This window comes from Sphingomonas sp. Leaf407, assembly GCF_001425385.1.
Lineage (GTDB): Bacteria > Pseudomonadota > Alphaproteobacteria > Sphingomonadales > Sphingomonadaceae > Sphingomonas.
The window spans coordinates 258,755-274,817 of the sequence record NZ_LMQO01000005.1; the positions used below are offsets into that span (position 1 = coordinate 258,755).

The following is a 16,063-nucleotide window of genomic DNA, read 5'->3' on the forward strand; positions in this document are numbered from 1 at the left end:
CCTCTTCGGGGGCATCGGCGTCGATCACAATTCGATCACTCGGTCCGGCAGTTCGTTCACGTCATCCGCTCCCTTGGGAAAATGTTCGGCCAGTACCACGCCGATCGCGCCCACCGCCGCGACGATGCCGTCGCCCGGCTGCCCGTCCTTCACCGCCGCCAGCAGCGCCGCCAGCGCATCGCCCCACACCTCGGGCGCGACCCGGTCGTGGATCGACGCATCGGCGATCAGCTCGGCACGATGCTCGGCCATCGACAGGTACAGCAGCACGCCGGTCGCGGCGACGGTGCGCTTCTCGGCCGCCGCGCGGAACAGCGTCAACGCCTGTCGGTGGACCCGCCGCGCCTTGGTGGAACGCGGGGTCAGCGCCATCCGCAACGGCTGCCAAGCACAGGCATAGCGCACGATCAGGAACACCGCGCCCTGCACCCATGCGACCACGCCCAGCAGGAAGGCGGGCGTCGGCGCCTCGCCCCATGGTTCGATCCAGCCATGGATGCCATACAGCCACCCCGGCCACACCGCCGTCGCGGCGATAACCAGCAGCATCGCCAGCACCGCCATATGCAGCCCGACGTCGTGATAGGCGTCCGACGTCCGCGCGGTGACGACCACGATCTCGCCCGCCGTGGCCGCTTCGGCCGCCGCCACCGCCGCGCTGATCGCGGCATGATCCTGTGCGTTCAGCCGCATCACCAGTCCCCCGACGCGCCGCCGCCGCCGAACGATCCGCCGCCGCCGCCGGTGAACCCGCCACCGCCCCAGCCGCCGCCACCGCCCGACGATCTGCCACCGCCGCCACTCCAGCCGCCGCTGCCGCGCGAGGCGCTGCGCGCGATCTCGTCGGCGATCGACCACAGGATGACCGGCCCGATCCCGCTGTCGCTACGCTTGTGCGCGCGGCCCCATGGTCCGACGCGCCGCTTCCGTCCGGCCGACAGCGCGATCAGCATCACCACGAAGATCAGGATCACGACGATCGCCACCACCGGAACCCCGCCGCCCGACGATCGCGCGCGCGGCTGCGCCCGGTCGAACTCCTTGATCGCGGCATCGACCTTGGCCTGCGCTTCCTCCGGTGCCGCGCGCAGTTGCGCGACCACCGCGTCGGTACCCGCCGTCATCGCGCCGGGAATATCGCCGGCGCGCAATCGCGGCACCATCAGCGTGCGCACGATCGTCGCCGACACCGCATCGGTCAGCACCGGCTCAAGGCCATAGCCGACCTCCAGCCGGGGCCCTCGCTGCCCGGCCGGATTATTGGGCGCGATGAACAGGATCGCGCCATTGTCGGCATTCTTCAGCCCGATGCCCCACGCCCGTCCCAGCTTGTAGCCGTACTCGTCGAGCGGAAACCCCTGCGTATCGGCGATCGTCGCGACGACCAGTTGCCGCTTGGTATCGCGCTGCAACGCCTCCAGCTTCGTCGTCAGCGCGGCGCGCGTCTCCGCCGGCAGGACGCCCGCGTCGTCGACCACCAGCCCGGTGAACTTGGGAAACGTCTGCGCCTGCGCGCCTGCCGCCAGCCCCAGCAGCACGAGCGCCAGCCACAGCCGCCCGAGGCGCAGCGCCGCGATCAGTTGGAATTCCCGAAATTCACCTGCGGCGCGACCTCCGCGCCACCTTGCGCCTGGAAGCTCTGCTTGGGCTTGGCACCATAGAACACCTTTGCGCCGATCGCGTCGGGGAAGGTGCGGATCCGGGTGTTATACGCCTGCACCGCCTCGTTGTAATCACGCCGTGCGATCGTGATGCGGTTCTCGGTCCCCTCCAACTGCGATTGCAGGTTCAGGAAATTCTGGTTGGAGGTAAGCTGCGGATACGCCTCGACGACGGTGCGGAGCTGGCCCAGCGCCTGCGTCAACTGGTTCTGCGCGCCTTGAAACCGCTGGAACGTCTCCGGGTCCGACAGGTCGTTGGTCGTCACGTTGATCGACGTCGCCTGCGCGCGCGCCTGCGTCACCTGGGTCAGCACCCGCTCTTCCTGCCCGGCGAAGCCCTTCACCGTCGCGACCAGATTGGGGATCAGGTCGGCGCGGCGCTGATACTGGTTCTGCACCTCGCCCCATTTGGCGTTCACGTTTTCCTCGGCGGTCGGCACGCTGTTCACGCCACACGCCGCCAGCGGCACTGCCGCCGCCATCACGATCGCCGCCCGTATCCGCATTCGCCTCGATCCCTGTCTTGCTTCCCGCCACCGTATCGCACCATTAAGGCACCCTCAAGCTGGCATGGAGGGCAACATGGCGATCATGAACGAGTTCCGCACTTTCGTCGCACGCGGCAACGTGCTCGATCTCGCGGTCGGGGTCATCATCGGCGCGGCGTTCGGCACTATCACCAAGTCGCTGACCGACGACATCATCATGCCGGTGATCGGCTATATCTTCGGCGGATTCGATTTCTCGAGCTATTTCTTGCAGTTGGGGCCGATCCCGGCGGGCTTCGCCGGATCGCCGACCGATTACAAGGCGCTGAAGGCCGCCGGCGTGCCGCTGTTCGGCTATGGCGAGTTCATCAGCGTCGTCATCAACTTCGTCATCCTCGCCTTCATCGTGTTCCTGCTGGTGAAGTTCGTGAACCGCGCGATCGCGGTGGTTCAGGAAGAGCAGAAGAACGGCGAGGCCCCGCCCGCCGCCGATCCGGCCGACGTGGCGCTGCTGCGCGAGATCCGCGACGAACTGCGCGCGGCGCGGAAGTAAAGGCGCGGCTTACCCACGGGGCCGGGGAACCGGCAACGTCATTCACCCAGACGGCAGCGCTTGGCGGCTCCCCTCCCTGACAGGGAGGGGCCGGGGGTGGGTCGGCCCGCGAGGAACCGTAAGCGCCCCACAACCGGCCAACCCACCCCCAACCCCTCCCTTGTCAGGGAGGGGGGCAGGTTCCGGGGGAATGTCGCGTCCGGCCTAGAAGCTGTACGCCAGTCCTACCGCGCCCAGCCACTGGTCGGCCGATCCGTTGCGCGACACGATCGGGCTGTCGGCGAAGTCGTTCAGCATCCGGCGATAGACGACCGTGCCGAACACCTGCAGCCCCGAGCGCAGATCGCCGGTCAGCGAGCGGCCGACGAGGCTGCCCAGCGTCCAGTTCTTCCACCCGGCCCGCGCGTTATAGACCGGCAGCCCGCTGGCGAGCGACTGGCCGGGCGTGATCGAGAAATAGCTGTCGGCATAGCCCTCGCCCACGCGCTCGCCCGATACGAACAGGCCGGCGACCATCTTGGTGCTCAGCGGGGTGACATAATTGACCGTCGGGGCGAGCACGGTCGACTTGTGGCCGCCCGCCACATCCTTGCGATAGCTGATCGATGCCGACAGCCGGTCGAACTGCGACGTGAGGACACCGGTCTTGCCGATGCCGACATAGCCGCCCAGCTCGATCGCGGTGTCGACCTTGCCCAGCGCGCGGACCTGGGCATCGTCGATGCCCTTGGTCGAATTGCGGTTGAGGTTCACGACCGCGATCGGCCCCGCCTGGAAATCCCACGTGGGACCAATGCCGTCGGGGATCAGGTCGACGCTCAGCCGGTTGCCGGCAAGCAGGAAGTTGAAGCCCGAGACGCGACCGGTAGCGGCGGGCACCGGGCTGAACGAATAATCGTCCGACCCTTCGTAATCGGGCAGGATCGCGGCGCCGAGGCCCACGACATAGAAGTCGGCGCCGGTGTCGGTGTTCGCCATGGTCGCGGCGGACGGTTCGGGCGGGGGCGACGGCGCGACCGCCGCGTCCTGCGCCAGCGCGGGGGTGGCGGCAAGGGTGGCGGCGGTCAGAACGGCGGCGAGAATGGCGCGCAAGGGCGTGGCTCCGAGGAATTGTTGCAACAGCGTAACGCTGTCGCTTCCCCTTCGGTCCATCGCGATCGACTAGAGCAGGTAGCGAATCCGAACCTGTTGCACGGTTGCATCACCCGCGATCGGGAATTCGGCTGCACTGAACCGCGGCGGACCGAACCCGATCGCCGGATTGCGCGAGAAACCAAAGCCTTCGCGCGGGATACCGGCAAAGGTGTCGAGCTTCTTGTTGTTGTTCTCGTCGTGGATCACCGACACGGCATAATCGCCGCGCCCCAGCCCGGCGATGCGCACGCCGCGATCGCCCGCCGGAAAGCTGCGCGTCACCGCGTTCTTGTCGTCGGTGCAGCCGGGGAAATTCTCCGGCTCGGCGGTCAGGCACAGGCGGATGACGCCCTTGGTCGAACGCAGGTCGGTCAGGCGGACGTCAAGCGTGCCCGTCGGCATGGCTCCGGTAAGGCTCAGGATCATCGCGCCCCCCAGCGCGGCGATTGCGGTGACGCGCCGCGCGCGCCCGGTCTTTCTCGAAGTCACCAAGTCCCCCATCGGTCTTGCACAACCGGTCCCAGAACCGGAAATAAAGTCCATAGTTACACCCGTATTTCTCGTGATGCCGCTGATGATGGCTGGCGGTAATCAGCCATCCGCCCAGTTTTCCCGACCACATCCATTTGGGAAAGATTTCCCACCCCATGTGGTTGGTCACGCCCATAACCGTCATGATGCTCAGCACCAATCCCAGCGCGCCGACATGGATCGGAATACAGAATACCAGTAGCGGAATTACCACAGCCCCGGTCAGCGCCTCGATGGGATGGAACGCCATCGCCGCCCATGCGGTGGGCGGGCGGCTGGCATGGTGGACCGCATGCGCGATGCGGAACCATTTGGGGACGTGCATCCAGCGATGCGTCCAGTAGAACCACGTATCGTGCGCGAACAGGTAGAGCAGCACCGACAGCGGCAGATACCACAGCGGCATGGCATCGACGTCGCTGTAGATCTGCGTCCAGCCGCGATGCTGCCATCCCCAGGCGACGACCCCGGCGGGTACGCCATAGAGGATCGCCGAGAGCAGCGACCAGCGGATTTCCTTGGCGATCTGCGCATCCAGCCCGGCGTAGAGTCCGGGGTGCTTCGCCCGCGTCGCAAAGGCGAAGCCGGCGGAGGCGAGCAGATAGCGGACGCCGACGATCAGCGTCATCGCCACGGCGGAAAGCAGGACGGTCAGCGCGATTGACATGGGCGCGCTGTAGCGGGTTTCGCGGGCCGGGGACAGCGCGCCTTTTCCTCCCCTCCCTGACAAGGGAGGGGACGGGGGTGGGTCGGCCCGAGAGGGAGTGCAAGCGCCCGCCACCAACCGACCCACCCCCAGCCCTTCCCTTGTCAGGGAGGGGAGTTTGCAGGGACCGACCGTTGCCACTGTCGGCTCGCTCCCCTAGGGCATGGAGCCATGCCCACCATCCATCATTGCGACCTCGCCATCGTCGGCGGGGGACTGTCGGGGGCGTTGATCGCGTTGGCGGCGGCGAAGCGGCGGCCCGATGCGCGCATCCGGCTGATCGAGGGGGCGGCGACCTTCGGCGGCAACCATGTCTGGTCGTTCTTCGGCAGCGACGTGCCCGGCCCCTATCGCGCGCTGATCGCGCCGCTCGTCACCTATGGCTGGCGCGCCTATGACATCGCCTTTCCCGCGCACGCCCGCACCATCGACACGACCTATTATTCAATCACCTCCGACCGGCTGGACGAGGTGGTGCGCGCCGCGCTGCCGCCCGAATCGCTGATGACCCGCGCGCGCGTGCTAGGCGCCAGCCCGACCGCCGTGGTGCTGGCCGACGGCGACCGGGTCGAGGCGCAGGGCGTGATCGACTGTCGCGGCCCCGGCGATACCAGCCTGCTCGACCTCGGCTGGCAGAAGTTCATGGGGATGGAGGTCCGCACCGCCTATCCCCACGGCGTCGAACGCCCGATCGTGATGGACGGATCGGTCGAACAGCATGACGGTTTCCGCTTCGTCTACACGCTGCCGTTCGATGCGACGACGCTGTTCATCGAGGATACCTATTACAGCGACACCCCCGATCTCGACACCCAGGCACTGGCCGGCCGTATCTCGGCCTATGCCGAGGCCAAGGGCTGGCCGGTCGCGACCGTCGGGCGCAGCGAAACCGGCGTGCTGCCGGTCGCGATGGGCGGCGATTTCGAGGAATACTGGCGCTCGGGCGGTAACCGCGTGGCGAAGGGCGGGATGCGCGCCGGGCTGTTCCATCCGCTGACCGGCTATTCGCTGCCCGATGCGCTGCGCCTCGCGCACAAGGTCGCGGACAGCGGCGACTGGTCGGGCGGCGCGCTCCACACGCTGACGCACGATGTCGCCGCCGGGCTGTGGCGCGAGCGCGGCTTCTATCGCATGCTGGCGACAATGTTGTTCAAGGCGGCCGAGCCGGAGGAACGCTACCGCGTGCTCGAACGCTTCTACCGGCTGGACCCGAAGCTGGTCGCGCGTTTCTATGGCGGGCGATCGACCATCGTCGACAAGGCGCGGGTGCTGATCGGCAAGCCGCCCGTGCCGATCGGCCGGGCAGTGGCCGCATTGATGGGTCGAACGGGTTGAGGGGACGAACGGGCGTGAGAACGGCAGCGGTCATCGGGGCAGGGTTCGGCGGACTGGCACTGGCCATCCGCCTGCAATCGGCAGGCGTGCAGACGACCTTGGTCGAAGGGCGCGACAAGCCGGGCGGCCGCGCCTATTACTGGGAGCGCGACGGCTTCGTCTTCGACGCCGGCCCCACCGTCATCACCGCGCCCGAGGCGTTGCAGGAGCTGTGGGGCCTGACCGGGCGCGACATGGCCGAGGATGTGACGCTGCGCAACGTCTCGCCGTTCTACCGGCTGAACTGGCCCGACGGCACCAATTTCGACTATACCAACGACGATACGCTGCTGCGCTCCGAGATCGCCAAGCTAAACCCCGACGATATTGCGGGCTATGCCCGGTTCCTCGACTATTCGGCGGGCGTGTACGAGGAAGGCTATGTGAAGCTCGGCCATGTGCCGTTCCTCGACTTCGCCTCGATGATAAAGGCCGCCCCCGCGCTGATGAAATATCAGGCGTGGCGATCGGTCTATTCGATCGTGTCGTCGTTCGTGAAAAACGAGAAGCTGCGCCAGGCGCTGTCGTTCCACACCCTGCTCGTCGGCGGCGATCCGATGAAGACCAGCAGCATCTATGCGCTGATCCACAAGCTGGAGCGTGACGGCGGCGTGTGGTTCGCGATGGGCGGCACCAACCGCCTCGTCGCCGGCATGGTCCGTCTGTTCGAAAAGCTGGGCGGCACGATGATGCTCGGTGATCCGGTCAAGAGCATCGACACGCTCGGCGACCGCGCGACCGGCGTCACGACGCAGGGCGGCGTGGTGGTCGGCGCGGACATGGTCGCGACCAACGCCGATCTGGTCCACAGCTACCGCGACCTGTTGTCGGGATCGCGCAGCGCCAAGCGGACGACGCAGAAGCTGGAGAAGAAGCGCTTTTCGCCCTCGCTGTTCGTCGTCCATTTCGGGGTCAAGGGAACGTGGCCGGGCATCCCGCATCACATGATCCTGTTCGGCCCGCGCTATAAGGGGCTGCTCGCCGACATCTACGACCATGGCGTGCTGTCGGAAGATTTCTCGCTCTACCTCCACCACCCGACCGTTACCGATCCGTCGATGGCGCCCGAGGGGCATTCGACCTTCTATGCGCTGTGCCCGGTGCCGCACACCGGCAAGTTCCCGGTCAACTGGGACGAGATCGGCCCGATCCTCGAAAAGCGCATCCTCGACGAAGTCGGTCGCCGGCTGATCCCCGACATCCACGAGCGGATCGTGACGAAGTTCAGCTATATGCCGAGCGACTTCACCCGCGACCTCAATGCCCATCAGGGATCGGCCTTCTCGCTCGAACCGATCCTGACGCAGAGCGCCTATTTCCGCGCGCACAACCGCGACGACGACATTTCGAACCTGTACGTCGTGGGTGCCGGCACCCATCCGGGCGCGGGCATCCCCGGCGTCGTCGGTAGCGCCAAGGCGACCGCCGGGCTGATGCTGGGCGACGAGGGGTAAACTGCTCCCCTCCCTGACAAGGGAGGGGTCGGGGGTGGGTAGGTTCGGGGCGGGCGTACCGCTCCCTCATGGACCGACCCACCCCAACCCCTCCCTGTCAGGGAGGGGCTATATCGGCACCTTGCCCACGCTCCCCACTTGGCGTAGCGCCCCTCCCATGAAGCGTCTTGCCGTATATTGCGGGTCGGCGACCCCGGCCGATCCCGTCTATATCGATTCCGCCCGCGCCGTCGGTCGCGCGCTCGCCGAACGGGGCATCGGCGTCGTCTATGGCGGCGGGCGACTCGGGTTGATGGGCGCGGTCGCCGATGGCGCGATCGAGGCGGGTGGCGAGGTGATCGGCGTGATCCCGACCGCGCTGGTCAAGGCCGAAGCCGCGCACCGCGGCCTCAGCGAACTCCACGTCGTCGAGACGATGCACCAGCGCAAGCAGGCGTTCACCGATCTCGCCGACGGCTTCGTCACCATCCCCGGCGGCACCGGCACGATGGACGAACTGTGGGAGGCGATGAGCTGGGCGCAACTCGGCTATCATGCCAAGCCGGTCGGGCTGCTCAACGTCGCCGGCTTCTACGACCATCTGATCGCCTTCGTCGCGAAGATGGCCGAGGTCGGCTTCGTGCGGCCGATGCACCGCGACATATTGATCGTCGCCGATACGCTCGATGTGCTGCTCGACCGGATGGCGGCGCACACCCCGGTGCGGGCGATCATCACCATGGCCGCCACCGACCTTTGATGCTCGATCGGCCCGCGCTGGTCGCGCATGCCCGCGACACCATCGCGCGCGGCTCGAAGAGCTTTGCGGCGGCGAGCAAGCTGTTCGACCCGCAAACCCGCGAACGCGCATGGCTGCTCTATGCGTGGTGCCGCGCATGCGACGACCTCGCCGACGGCCAGGATCTGGGCCACGGCATGCAGCGGGTGGGCGACGCGCAGGCGCGGATCGACCTGATCCGTGCGCGCACCGCGCAGGCGCTTGCCGGGCAGGCGACCGGTGATCCGGCGTTCGACGCACTGGGCGTCGTCGCCGCCGAGGTCGGACTGCCCGAGGCGATCATTCATGATGTGATCGACGGGTTCCAGCTCGACGCCGACGAGTGGCGGCCGGTGCGCGAAGCCGATCTCTACCAATATTGCTATCATGTCGCCGGCGCGGTCGGCGGGCTGATGGCCGTGGTGATGGGCGTCCCCGCCGACCAGCACGACACGCTCGACCGCGCGTGCGACCTGGGGCTGGCGTTCCAGCTCGCCAACATCGCGCGCGACATCGCCGAGGATGCCGGGGCGGGGCGCTGCTACCTGCCCGCCGACTGGCTGGACGAACTGGGCATCGATCGGGCCGACCCGCTGGCCGACCGCGCGAAGCTCGCGATCCTCGCCCGGCGGATGGCGACGCGCGCGGCGCTTCATGAGGACAGCGCGCGCGTGGGCGCGGCGCGGCTGCCGCTGCGCTCGGGCTGGGCGGTGCTGGCGGCGGCCGACATCTACGGCGGCATCGCCCGCAAGGTCGCCGCCGCCGGCCCCCGCGCATGGGACCAGCGCCAGACGACGTCGAAGGGCGAGAAGCTGGTGGCGATCGCCAGAGCCTATGTCGCCGCGCGCCGGCGCCCGGCGAAGGACACCCCGCGCGATCCCGTGCTGTGGACCCGGCCGCGCGGGTAAACTCCGTCCCATCTCGCTTCAACCGTCATCCCAGCGAAGGCTGGGATCTCCCCGTGATAGCGCACAGCAGGAGCCGCGAGAGGCCCCAGCCTTCGCTGGGGCGACGCCACGGGTTAGACGAAGTCAAACGCTACAACTGATGCCCGGTCCTATCGCGCTTGGTCGCGAGATAGCGTTCGTTGTGCGGGTTGGCCGGCAGGTGATGCGCCACCCGCTCGATAACGGTGATGCCGGTCGCCTCCAGCCCGGCGACCTTCGCCGGGTTGTTGGTCAGCAACCGGATGCGGTTCTGTCCCATCAGCGACAGCATCCGCCCCGCCACGCCGAAATCGCGCGCGTCGATCGCGAAGCCCAGCCGCGTGTTGGCGTCGACCGTGTCGAACCCCTGATCCTGCAACGCATAGGCGCGCAGCTTGTTTACCAGCCCGATCCCGCGCCCCTCCTGCCGCAGATACAGCAGGATGCCCCAGCCGGCATCGGCGATGGCATGGATCGCGGCGTGCAACTGCGGCCCGCAGTCGCATTTCAGGCTGCCCAGCACGTCGCCGGTCAGGCATTCGCTGTGCAGCCGCACCAGCGGCGGCGCGCCACCCGGCTGGCCGATCAGCAGCGCGACATGCTCGCCCGCCGCATCGGGGGTGCGGAACGCCACGATCTCGCTGTCCTCCGCGCCCGCGACCGGCAGCCGCGCGCGCGCGACGATCGCCAGCCGGTCGGCATGTTCATGCGCGTCGATCGCCACCGGGGTGATCGTCACTTCCGCGCCTTCGCCCCCCGCGACGAACGCCGGGAGGAGCCCCGCGACCCGCGCGAGGCGCAGCGCGGCGGCGGCCGCCACCGGTGCCGGCGACTCGATCCCCCGGAATGGCCCCTTCATCGGCGTCGCCAGATCGAGCTGGGGATCGGCCAGCGCGGTCAGCGCGGCGAAATCGGTCCACGCCTCGCGCCGGATCGCCACCGGCTGGTCGGGTTCGGCCGCCGCGCGCTGGTTGACGATCTTGAGCGTCTCGGCCCGCCCGAACGACAGCAGGACATGCGCCGAGCGATCGGGATCGAAGCCGGCAAGGCGCAGCGGATCGGCGGTCTCGATCGGCAGCAGGGTCAGCACCGGCTCGCCCGGCGCGGCAATCGCGATCGGCCAGCCGCGGCGCAGCGCGTCGATCGCGCGGGCGACGTCGCGCGGCTCGCTCAAAACGCGAACTCGGTCACGATCGGCACATGGTCGCTGGGTTTCAGCCAGCTCCGGCAATCCTCATGGACGCGGTGGGCGACCGCCCGTGGCGCGAGCGCGGGGCTGGCCCACATATGGTCGAGCCGCCGCCCGCGATCCGACGCCGCCCAGTCCTTCGCGCGGTAGCTCCACCACGTATGGAGCCGTGCCGGTGCGGGGTGGAAATGCCGGCCGAGATCGACCCAGTCGTTCGCCGCCTGCAACCGCGCCAGCGTCTCGATCTCGATGGGGGTATGGCTGACCACGTCGAGCAGCGCCTTGTGGCTCCACACGTCGCTCTCCAGCGGGGCGACGTTGAAATCGCCGGTCAGCAGCACGGGCGTGTCGCCCAGGCCCTTAGACCAGTCGATCATGCGTTCGAGGAAGTCGAGCTTCTGCCCGAACTTCGGGTTCACCGCGCGGTCGGGCACGTCGCCGCCCGCCGGGATATAGACGTTCTCGATCCTGAGGCCATTGGCCAGCGCCACGCCGATATGCCGCGCCTCGCCGTTCGCCTGCCAGTCGAGCCGGTCGTCCTCCGCCAGCGGCAGCTTGGATAGCACCGCGACGCCGTGGTGCATCCGCTGGCCGTTGATCGCGATATGGGTATAGCCCAACCGCCGCAGCGGATCGAACGGGAAGTCCTGGTTCACGACCTTCGTTTCCTGCAGGCACAGCACGTCGGGCCGCGCTTCGCGCAGGAAGCGTTCGACGATGTCCATGCGGAAACGAACCGAATTGATGTTCCACGAAGCGACGGAAAGCGTGTCCATGGGCGATGCCTGTATCGCGGCGTGTCGCGGTGCGCCAGACATGGAAAGGCCCTCGCTCCGGGGGCATGGAACGAGGGCCGACCGTGCGTTCATCACGCAGGCGGGCGTCGAGGACCCGGGCAACAGGGGGAAAAATCCCGGACGCGCCCCAACACCGCAAGACCAGTCCTAGCGGGAGAAACCTGTCGCTTTGATGAACGTCATGCGTATTCGTTGTAAAAAGATGGCGGCCGGCGGCACGCACCACCTTCTCCCCTCCCTGACAAGGGAGGGGCTGGGGGTGGGTAGGTCTGGGGCGGGCGTACCGTACCCTCATGGGCCGACCCACCCCCGACCCCTCCCTTGTCAGGGAGGGGAGAGAAAACTCCTACCGCCGCCCGCGCGACGGTTCGTTGAAGCGAAACGCCGAATCGGCCACCGGCGCATTGAACCGCTGACCCGTCAGCCGCACCGTCGTGCGATTCGCCTGCGCGTCGAGCGCGACCCAGCCTTGCAGCATCAGCCCCGCCGGCGCTGACGCCTGCCGCGCGAAGATCATGGTGATGCGGCCATATTCGGGCCGCTTGGGGTCGTAGGCTTCGACGCTCACGACGCGCGGATCGCTCGACGGCACGACGCGGGCGAATTTCGACGCATCGCGCGCCGGGTTGAGCAGGATGCCGAGCGGCGAGTTGCCGATCGGCCAGCGCTGCTTCTGTCCGACCTGATAGTCGAGGAAATAGAGCGACTTGCCATCCGACACGAGCAGGATCGGCACGCCCTTCTCATATTGGAAGCGAATCTTGCCCGGCTTCTTGAGCGTCAGCACACCCGACAGGACCCGGCCGTTGCGATCGGTCTGGGTAAAGTTCGCGGTCATCGTCTCGACGGCGGAGAGGTGCCGCTGGACCGAGGCGAGGTCGTTCTGTGGCGCCTGCGCGTGAAGCGCGACGGGGGCGGCAAGGGCAACGGCAAGCGCGAGCGGGCGAATGGGGCGTCTCCAGATCATGACCACCCTGTTGGCGGCGGCGCATTGAACGCGGCGTGAACCCGACCGGTTGCGGTCACTGTCGAAACTCGTGGAAGCACAAGTTTCGAGGCGGTGCCGGCCCGCTCCCCCTCCCGACCACCCATTCAGGATACGCTGTGGGTGGTCGGGAGGAACGCGCCTCGGCGCGTTTTCAAACAACCTCTTACAGCCGGTGTTCGCCCTTCACCCAGCGCACCGTGCCCGAACTGGCGCGCATCACGACGCTTTCGGTGGTCATCTTGCCCGGCATCCGCTTGACCCCGTCGAGCAGCGAGCCGTCGGTCACGCCGGTCGCGGCGAAGATGCAGTCGCCGCGCGCCAGCTCGGTCAGGTCGTACTGTTTGTCGAGGTCGGTCACGCCCCACTTCGCCGCGCGCGCGCGCTCGTCGTCGTTGCGGAACAGCAACCGGCCCTTGAACTGCCCGCCGACGCAGCGCAGCGCGGCGGCGGCCAGCACGCCCTCGGGCGCGCCGCCCTGGCCCATGTACAGGTCGATGGTGGTGTCGGGGTTGGTGGTGGCGATCACGCCGGCCACGTCGCCGTCGCCGATCAGCATCACGCCGCAACCCACCGCGCGCAGCTCGGCGATCATCGCCTCGTGGCGCGGACGGTCGAGCACGCACACGATGATGTCGTGCGGGTCGACGCCCTTGGCCGCCGCCACCGCCGTCACATTCTCGGTCGGCGACCGGTCTAGATCGATGATGCCCTCGGGATAGCCCGGCCCGCAGGCGATCTTGTCCATATACACGTCCGGCGCGTTCAGCAGCCCGCCCTTCTCGGCGATCGCCAGCACGGCAAGGCTGTTCGGCCCGGCAGTGGCGCAGATGGTGGTGCCCTCCAGCGGATCGAGCGCGATGTCGATCTCCGGCCCCTTGCCGATGCCGACCTTCTCGCCGATGAACAGCATCGGTGCCTCGTCGCGCTCGCCCTCGCCGATCACGACGGTGCCGTCCATGTAGAGTTCGTTGAGCGCGGCGCGCATCGCCTCGACGGCGGCGGCATCGGCCGCCTTCTCGTCGCCGCGCCCGACCAGCGTCGACGCGGCGATCGCCGCCGCTTCGGTGACACGCACCATTTCCAGAACGAGTACGCGGTCGAGAGTGCTGCTCACAGGATTCATTCAGGTATCCTCCCCGTTAAACGGTTTAAACACCCGATAGGCGACCTGCTCTTGCCGAGCAAGCCGCGTCGCGCGATGCTGTTCGAAGTCTGTCCGGAAATGCGTCGACACGCATTGCGCGGCGCCGGCCCGCTCCTCCACTCGGCCACCCATCAGGATACTCAAGTGGGTGGCCGGGTGGGGGAGCGGGCCGGCACCGCCTTGAAATTCGCTTTTCCGCGAATTTTCAAGCAGGCTATCAGATAGCGGCGGGCGGAGGAGCGAATCGATGGCGGCGGTGGCACTGTGGCTGGCGATGCTGGCCGACGAGACGAGCGTGGCGGCGGCGATGGCGCGCGCCCGCGCCGCGACTCGCATCGACACGCCGTGCCGCGAAGGGGCTGCCCCCGACGAGATCGTGGTGTGTGCCGCGCGCAACGCCGATCGCTACCGTGTGCCGCTCGTCACCGCGCCCGCGCCGGGCGATCCCAGGGCGGTCGATGCGCTGGGCGAGCGCGAGCGGTTGCTGGCGGTGCCGCAACTGCCCTGCGGGGTCGGCGCGTTCCTGCAAGGCTGCGGCTCGGTCGGCGTCAGCGCCAGTACGCGCGGCGGGGTGAAGCCCGGCACGCCGCGCCCGCTCGCCAGATAATCGCCGGTGGTGTTGGCGGACGGATCGGCCTAGGCTCCTGAAATCCGGTCGGTATCACCACCGGATGCCAAAGGGATTTCCGCCGATGCCGTCGCTGCTCCTGCTCGCGCTGCTGCTACAGGCCGCGCCGGCCGCCCCCACGCTCGGGATCGAGGACCCGGTCGATTGCGCCGCCACGCCCGGCGCGCTGGCCTGTCGCAAGGGCGCGGCGCGCTATCGCCTGCCGATCGACGACGACCGCGTGTTCGACCGCAAGGCCGACGGACTGAGTCAGGACGGCCGCGAATGCGGACTGGTCGGCCCGAAAGTCTGTACCCGCAAGCCACGCACTATCCTGTCGACCGCGCCGAAGGAATAGGAGCGGGCCGGTACCGCCTTTCAAACCCCGATCCACCCCCGCAACGGATTGCCCGGATCGGCGACCAGCTTCACCGTCAGCGCCAGCGACAGCACGACCAGCAGCGGCCGGATCGCCCGCCCGCCCCAGCGGATCGCGAGCCGCGCGCCGAGCTGCCCGCCCGCGACGCTCGCCACCGCCATCGCCAGGCCCAGCCCCCACCAAACCGCCCCGCCCATGACCAGCACCGCCAGCCCGGCGAGGTTGCTGGCAAGATTGAGCAGCTTGGTATGCGCCACCGCCCGCGTCGCGCCCAATCCGGCGGCGGTGACGAGCAGCAGCGTGAAGAACGATCCGGTGCCCGGGCCGAAGAACCCGTCGTACAGCCCGATCCCGGCGACCGCGAGCAGCAGCCCGGCCGGTGCCAGACGCACATGGGTATCGACGTCGGACAGCCTCGGCCCGAACAGGAAATACCCCGCCATCGCGACCAGCAGGATCGGCAACAGCCCGGCAAGGAACGACGGATCGATCGTCTGCACCAGCGCCGCGCCGACCCCGGCTCCCGCGAACGAGGCAAGCGCGGGCCGCATGAAACGCCGCACGTCGATCTGCCCGTCGCGCCAGAAGGCCCAGGCTGCACCCGCCGTCCCGCACGCGCTTTGCAGCTTGTTGGTGCCAAGCGCTGCGACCGGCGGCACCCCCGCCGCCAGCAGCGCGGGGATGGTGAGCAACCCGCCGCCGCCCGCCATGGCGTCGATCGTCCCGGCAACGAACGCCACCGCCATCAACGCGAGGATGCTCTGGAGATCCATCGCCGCCGCCTACCCGATGGGGTGTGGGACGCATAGGGGGCTATCTCTCCCCTCCCTGACAAGGGAGGGGTCGGGGGTGGGTAGGCTTGGGGCGGGCGTGCCGCTCCCGCATGGGACGACCCACCCCCAGCCCCTCCCTTGTCAGGGAGGGGAGCTTCAGGTGGCGGAGGTAACGCGAATATCGGGTGGGGAGCTTCTGTTGCCCGGTGCCCCCCGTACCGCTGGAATCCGATTCTGTTGCCCGGTTCGGTCCAACCGCGCTATTTTAGAGTAACTTCAGGCCGTGAGGCCCTCAGTTACGCCGCAATCGCGAGTGCTTCGTTATCGTTGGCACTTGTGTGTATGGGCCGTTGCGGTGGTCCCATTCCGAGCGAAAACAGCGCTTTTCAACACACGTCGATCCTGGTTCGGCCCCGTCAGAAACGGTGTCCAGAAACACCACCTTATGGTGGAGCCGCCGGGTACTGCCCCCGGGTCCGCTGCGTCTATTGCACGCCGCAGTTTATCGCCATAGCCGGCTGGAAGCCGACGGACAGGGATATAGGCGCATCGACGGCGTTTGAAAAGAAGCGGACTTTCCTTGTTGGCACACAAGTGGCATG

Annotated in this window: 18 protein-coding genes and 1 other RNA gene; 7 read left to right on the forward strand and 12 right to left on the reverse strand. The window is 68.1% G+C overall.

Features of this window, described 5'->3' with window-relative positions; all coding sequences use genetic code 11:
- Positions 1–24 precede the first annotated feature (24 nt).
- From ASG37_RS15315 to ASG37_RS15325, 3 genes are read right to left on the reverse strand one after another with little or no spacing between them, the layout of a single operon-like run.
- On the reverse strand, positions 25–693 hold the full coding sequence (locus ASG37_RS15315) for a TPM domain-containing protein (RefSeq protein ID WP_055762213.1): 669 nt from the start codon (positions 691–693) through the stop codon (positions 25–27).
- Positions 693–1,538, reverse strand: a complete 846-nt coding sequence (locus ASG37_RS15320; protein ID WP_235525260.1) for a TPM domain-containing protein — start codon at positions 1,536–1,538, stop codon at positions 693–695. The genes ASG37_RS15315 and ASG37_RS15320 overlap by 1 nt, the downstream gene beginning before the upstream one ends.
- 38 nt (positions 1,539–1,576) lie before the next feature.
- Positions 1,577–2,167 (reverse strand): LemA family protein, encoded by a 591-nt coding sequence (locus tag ASG37_RS15325; RefSeq protein ID WP_055762219.1) that lies wholly within the window; start codon positions 2,165–2,167, stop codon positions 1,577–1,579.
- Between the two features lie 76 nt (positions 2,168–2,243).
- Here ASG37_RS15325 and mscL point away from each other — a divergent pair, with 76 nt between their 5' ends.
- A complete protein-coding gene (mscL, locus tag ASG37_RS15330) occupies positions 2,244–2,702 on the forward strand; it encodes a large conductance mechanosensitive channel protein MscL (protein WP_055762495.1) in 459 nt (152 codons plus the stop codon).
- Positions 2,703–2,906: 204 nt separating this feature from the next.
- Here mscL and ASG37_RS15335 read toward each other — a convergent pair whose 3' ends face one another.
- The 3 genes from ASG37_RS15335 to ASG37_RS15345 form a co-directional block, all read right to left on the reverse strand.
- Positions 2,907–3,794, reverse strand: a complete 888-nt coding sequence (locus ASG37_RS15335; RefSeq protein ID WP_055762222.1) for a MipA/OmpV family protein — start codon at positions 3,792–3,794, stop codon at positions 2,907–2,909.
- A 69-nt stretch (positions 3,795–3,863) separates the two neighbouring features.
- Positions 3,864–4,262, reverse strand: coding sequence for a DUF2141 domain-containing protein (locus ASG37_RS15340; protein ID WP_055762225.1), 399 nt, complete (start codon positions 4,260–4,262; stop codon positions 3,864–3,866).
- Positions 4,219–5,034 carry a sterol desaturase family protein gene (locus ASG37_RS15345; RefSeq protein ID WP_055762229.1) on the reverse strand — a complete coding sequence of 272 codons (816 nt, stop codon included), beginning with the start codon at positions 5,032–5,034 and terminating at the stop codon, positions 4,219–4,221. The genes ASG37_RS15340 and ASG37_RS15345 overlap by 44 nt, the downstream gene beginning before the upstream one ends.
- A gap of 210 nt (positions 5,035–5,244) precedes the next feature.
- On the opposite strand from ASG37_RS15345, the gene crtY reads away from it, so the two are divergent.
- The 4 genes from crtY to ASG37_RS15365 all read left to right on the forward strand — a co-directional run bounded on the left by crtY (position 5,245) and on the right by ASG37_RS15365 (position 9,566).
- Positions 5,245–6,408 (forward strand): lycopene beta-cyclase CrtY, encoded by a 1,164-nt coding sequence (gene crtY / locus ASG37_RS15350; RefSeq protein WP_055762232.1) that lies wholly within the window; start codon positions 5,245–5,247, stop codon positions 6,406–6,408.
- A gap of 14 nt (positions 6,409–6,422) precedes the next feature.
- Positions 6,423–7,901 (forward strand): phytoene desaturase, encoded by a 1,479-nt coding sequence (locus tag ASG37_RS15355; protein ID WP_055762235.1) that lies wholly within the window; start codon positions 6,423–6,425, stop codon positions 7,899–7,901.
- A 157-nt stretch (positions 7,902–8,058) separates the two neighbouring features.
- The gene (locus ASG37_RS15360; protein ID WP_055762238.1) at positions 8,059–8,640 is read left to right on the forward strand and encodes a TIGR00730 family Rossman fold protein; all 582 of its coding nucleotides are present in this window, start codon (positions 8,059–8,061) and stop codon (positions 8,638–8,640) included.
- Entirely contained in the window at positions 8,640–9,566 is a 927-nt protein-coding gene (locus tag ASG37_RS15365; RefSeq protein WP_055762241.1) for a phytoene/squalene synthase family protein, read from the forward strand. Before ASG37_RS15360 ends, ASG37_RS15365 begins: the two co-directional genes overlap by 1 nt.
- 130 nt (positions 9,567–9,696) lie before the next feature.
- Here ASG37_RS15365 and ribA read toward each other — a convergent pair whose 3' ends face one another.
- The 4 genes from ribA to glpX form a co-directional block, all read right to left on the reverse strand.
- On the reverse strand, positions 9,697–10,758 hold the full coding sequence (gene ribA / locus ASG37_RS15370; protein WP_055762244.1) for a GTP cyclohydrolase II: 1,062 nt from the start codon (positions 10,756–10,758) through the stop codon (positions 9,697–9,699).
- On the reverse strand, positions 10,755–11,549 hold the full coding sequence (locus ASG37_RS15375; RefSeq protein ID WP_055762246.1) for an exodeoxyribonuclease III: 795 nt from the start codon (positions 11,547–11,549) through the stop codon (positions 10,755–10,757). The genes ribA and ASG37_RS15375 overlap by 4 nt, the downstream gene beginning before the upstream one ends.
- A 367-nt stretch (positions 11,550–11,916) precedes the next feature.
- On the reverse strand, positions 11,917–12,537 hold the full coding sequence (locus ASG37_RS15380; protein WP_055762249.1) for a LolA family protein: 621 nt from the start codon (positions 12,535–12,537) through the stop codon (positions 11,917–11,919).
- A 184-nt stretch (positions 12,538–12,721) separates the two neighbouring features.
- A complete protein-coding gene (glpX, locus tag ASG37_RS15385; protein ID WP_055762251.1) occupies positions 12,722–13,681 on the reverse strand; it encodes a class II fructose-bisphosphatase in 960 nt (319 codons plus the stop codon).
- A 268-nt stretch (positions 13,682–13,949) separates the two neighbouring features.
- Between glpX and ASG37_RS15390 the strand changes: the two genes are divergently transcribed.
- Together ASG37_RS15390 and ASG37_RS15395 are read left to right on the forward strand one after the other, a co-directional pair.
- A complete protein-coding gene (locus ASG37_RS15390) occupies positions 13,950–14,309 on the forward strand; it encodes a hypothetical protein (protein WP_055762253.1) in 360 nt (119 codons plus the stop codon).
- A gap of 85 nt (positions 14,310–14,394) precedes the next feature.
- Positions 14,395–14,667, forward strand: a complete 273-nt coding sequence (locus tag ASG37_RS15395; RefSeq protein WP_055762256.1) for a hypothetical protein — start codon at positions 14,395–14,397, stop codon at positions 14,665–14,667.
- A 20-nt stretch (positions 14,668–14,687) separates the two neighbouring features.
- Here the strand turns inward: ASG37_RS15395 and ASG37_RS15400 are convergent, their stop codons facing one another.
- Together ASG37_RS15400 and ssrA are read right to left on the reverse strand one after the other, a co-directional pair.
- On the reverse strand, positions 14,688–15,461 hold the full coding sequence (locus ASG37_RS15400; protein ID WP_055762259.1) for a TSUP family transporter: 774 nt from the start codon (positions 15,459–15,461) through the stop codon (positions 14,688–14,690).
- A gap of 184 nt (positions 15,462–15,645) precedes the next feature.
- Positions 15,646–16,031: a transfer-messenger RNA gene (gene ssrA, locus ASG37_RS17440) on the reverse strand.
- Positions 16,032–16,063: the final 32 nt, after the last annotated feature.

What these genes read in the sequence shown, in the direction of transcription:
- ASG37_RS15315 (WP_055762213.1), bottom strand. Translation starts at nt 693, where the DNA reads ATGCGGCTGAACGCACAGGATCATGCCGCGATCAGCGCGGCGGTGGCG.
- ASG37_RS15325 (WP_055762219.1), bottom strand. Translation starts at nt 2,167, where the DNA reads ATGCGGATACGGGCGGCGATCGTGATGGCGGCGGCAGTGCCGCTGGCG.
- mscL (WP_055762495.1), top strand. Translation starts at nt 2,244, where the DNA reads ATGGCGATCATGAACGAGTTCCGCACTTTCGTCGCACGCGGCAACGTG.
- ASG37_RS15340 (WP_055762225.1), bottom strand. Translation starts at nt 4,262, where the DNA reads ATGATCCTGAGCCTTACCGGAGCCATGCCGACGGGCACGCTTGACGTC.
- ASG37_RS15345 (WP_055762229.1), bottom strand. Translation starts at nt 5,034, where the DNA reads ATGTCAATCGCGCTGACCGTCCTGCTTTCCGCCGTGGCGATGACGCTG.
- crtY (WP_055762232.1), top strand. Translation starts at nt 5,245, where the DNA reads ATGCCCACCATCCATCATTGCGACCTCGCCATCGTCGGCGGGGGACTG.
- ASG37_RS15360 (WP_055762238.1), top strand. Translation starts at nt 8,059, where the DNA reads ATGAAGCGTCTTGCCGTATATTGCGGGTCGGCGACCCCGGCCGATCCC.
- ASG37_RS15365 (WP_055762241.1), top strand. Translation starts at nt 8,640, where the DNA reads ATGCTCGATCGGCCCGCGCTGGTCGCGCATGCCCGCGACACCATCGCG.
- ASG37_RS15375 (WP_055762246.1), bottom strand. Translation starts at nt 11,549, where the DNA reads ATGGACACGCTTTCCGTCGCTTCGTGGAACATCAATTCGGTTCGTTTC.
- ASG37_RS15380 (WP_055762249.1), bottom strand. Translation starts at nt 12,537, where the DNA reads ATGATCTGGAGACGCCCCATTCGCCCGCTCGCGCTTGCCGTTGCCCTT.
- glpX (WP_055762251.1), bottom strand. Translation starts at nt 13,681, where the DNA reads ATGAATCCTGTGAGCAGCACTCTCGACCGCGTACTCGTTCTGGAAATG.
- ASG37_RS15390 (WP_055762253.1), top strand. Translation starts at nt 13,950, where the DNA reads ATGGCGGCGGTGGCACTGTGGCTGGCGATGCTGGCCGACGAGACGAGC.
- ASG37_RS15395 (WP_055762256.1), top strand. Translation starts at nt 14,395, where the DNA reads ATGCCGTCGCTGCTCCTGCTCGCGCTGCTGCTACAGGCCGCGCCGGCC.
- ASG37_RS15400 (WP_055762259.1), bottom strand. Translation starts at nt 15,461, where the DNA reads ATGGATCTCCAGAGCATCCTCGCGTTGATGGCGGTGGCGTTCGTTGCC.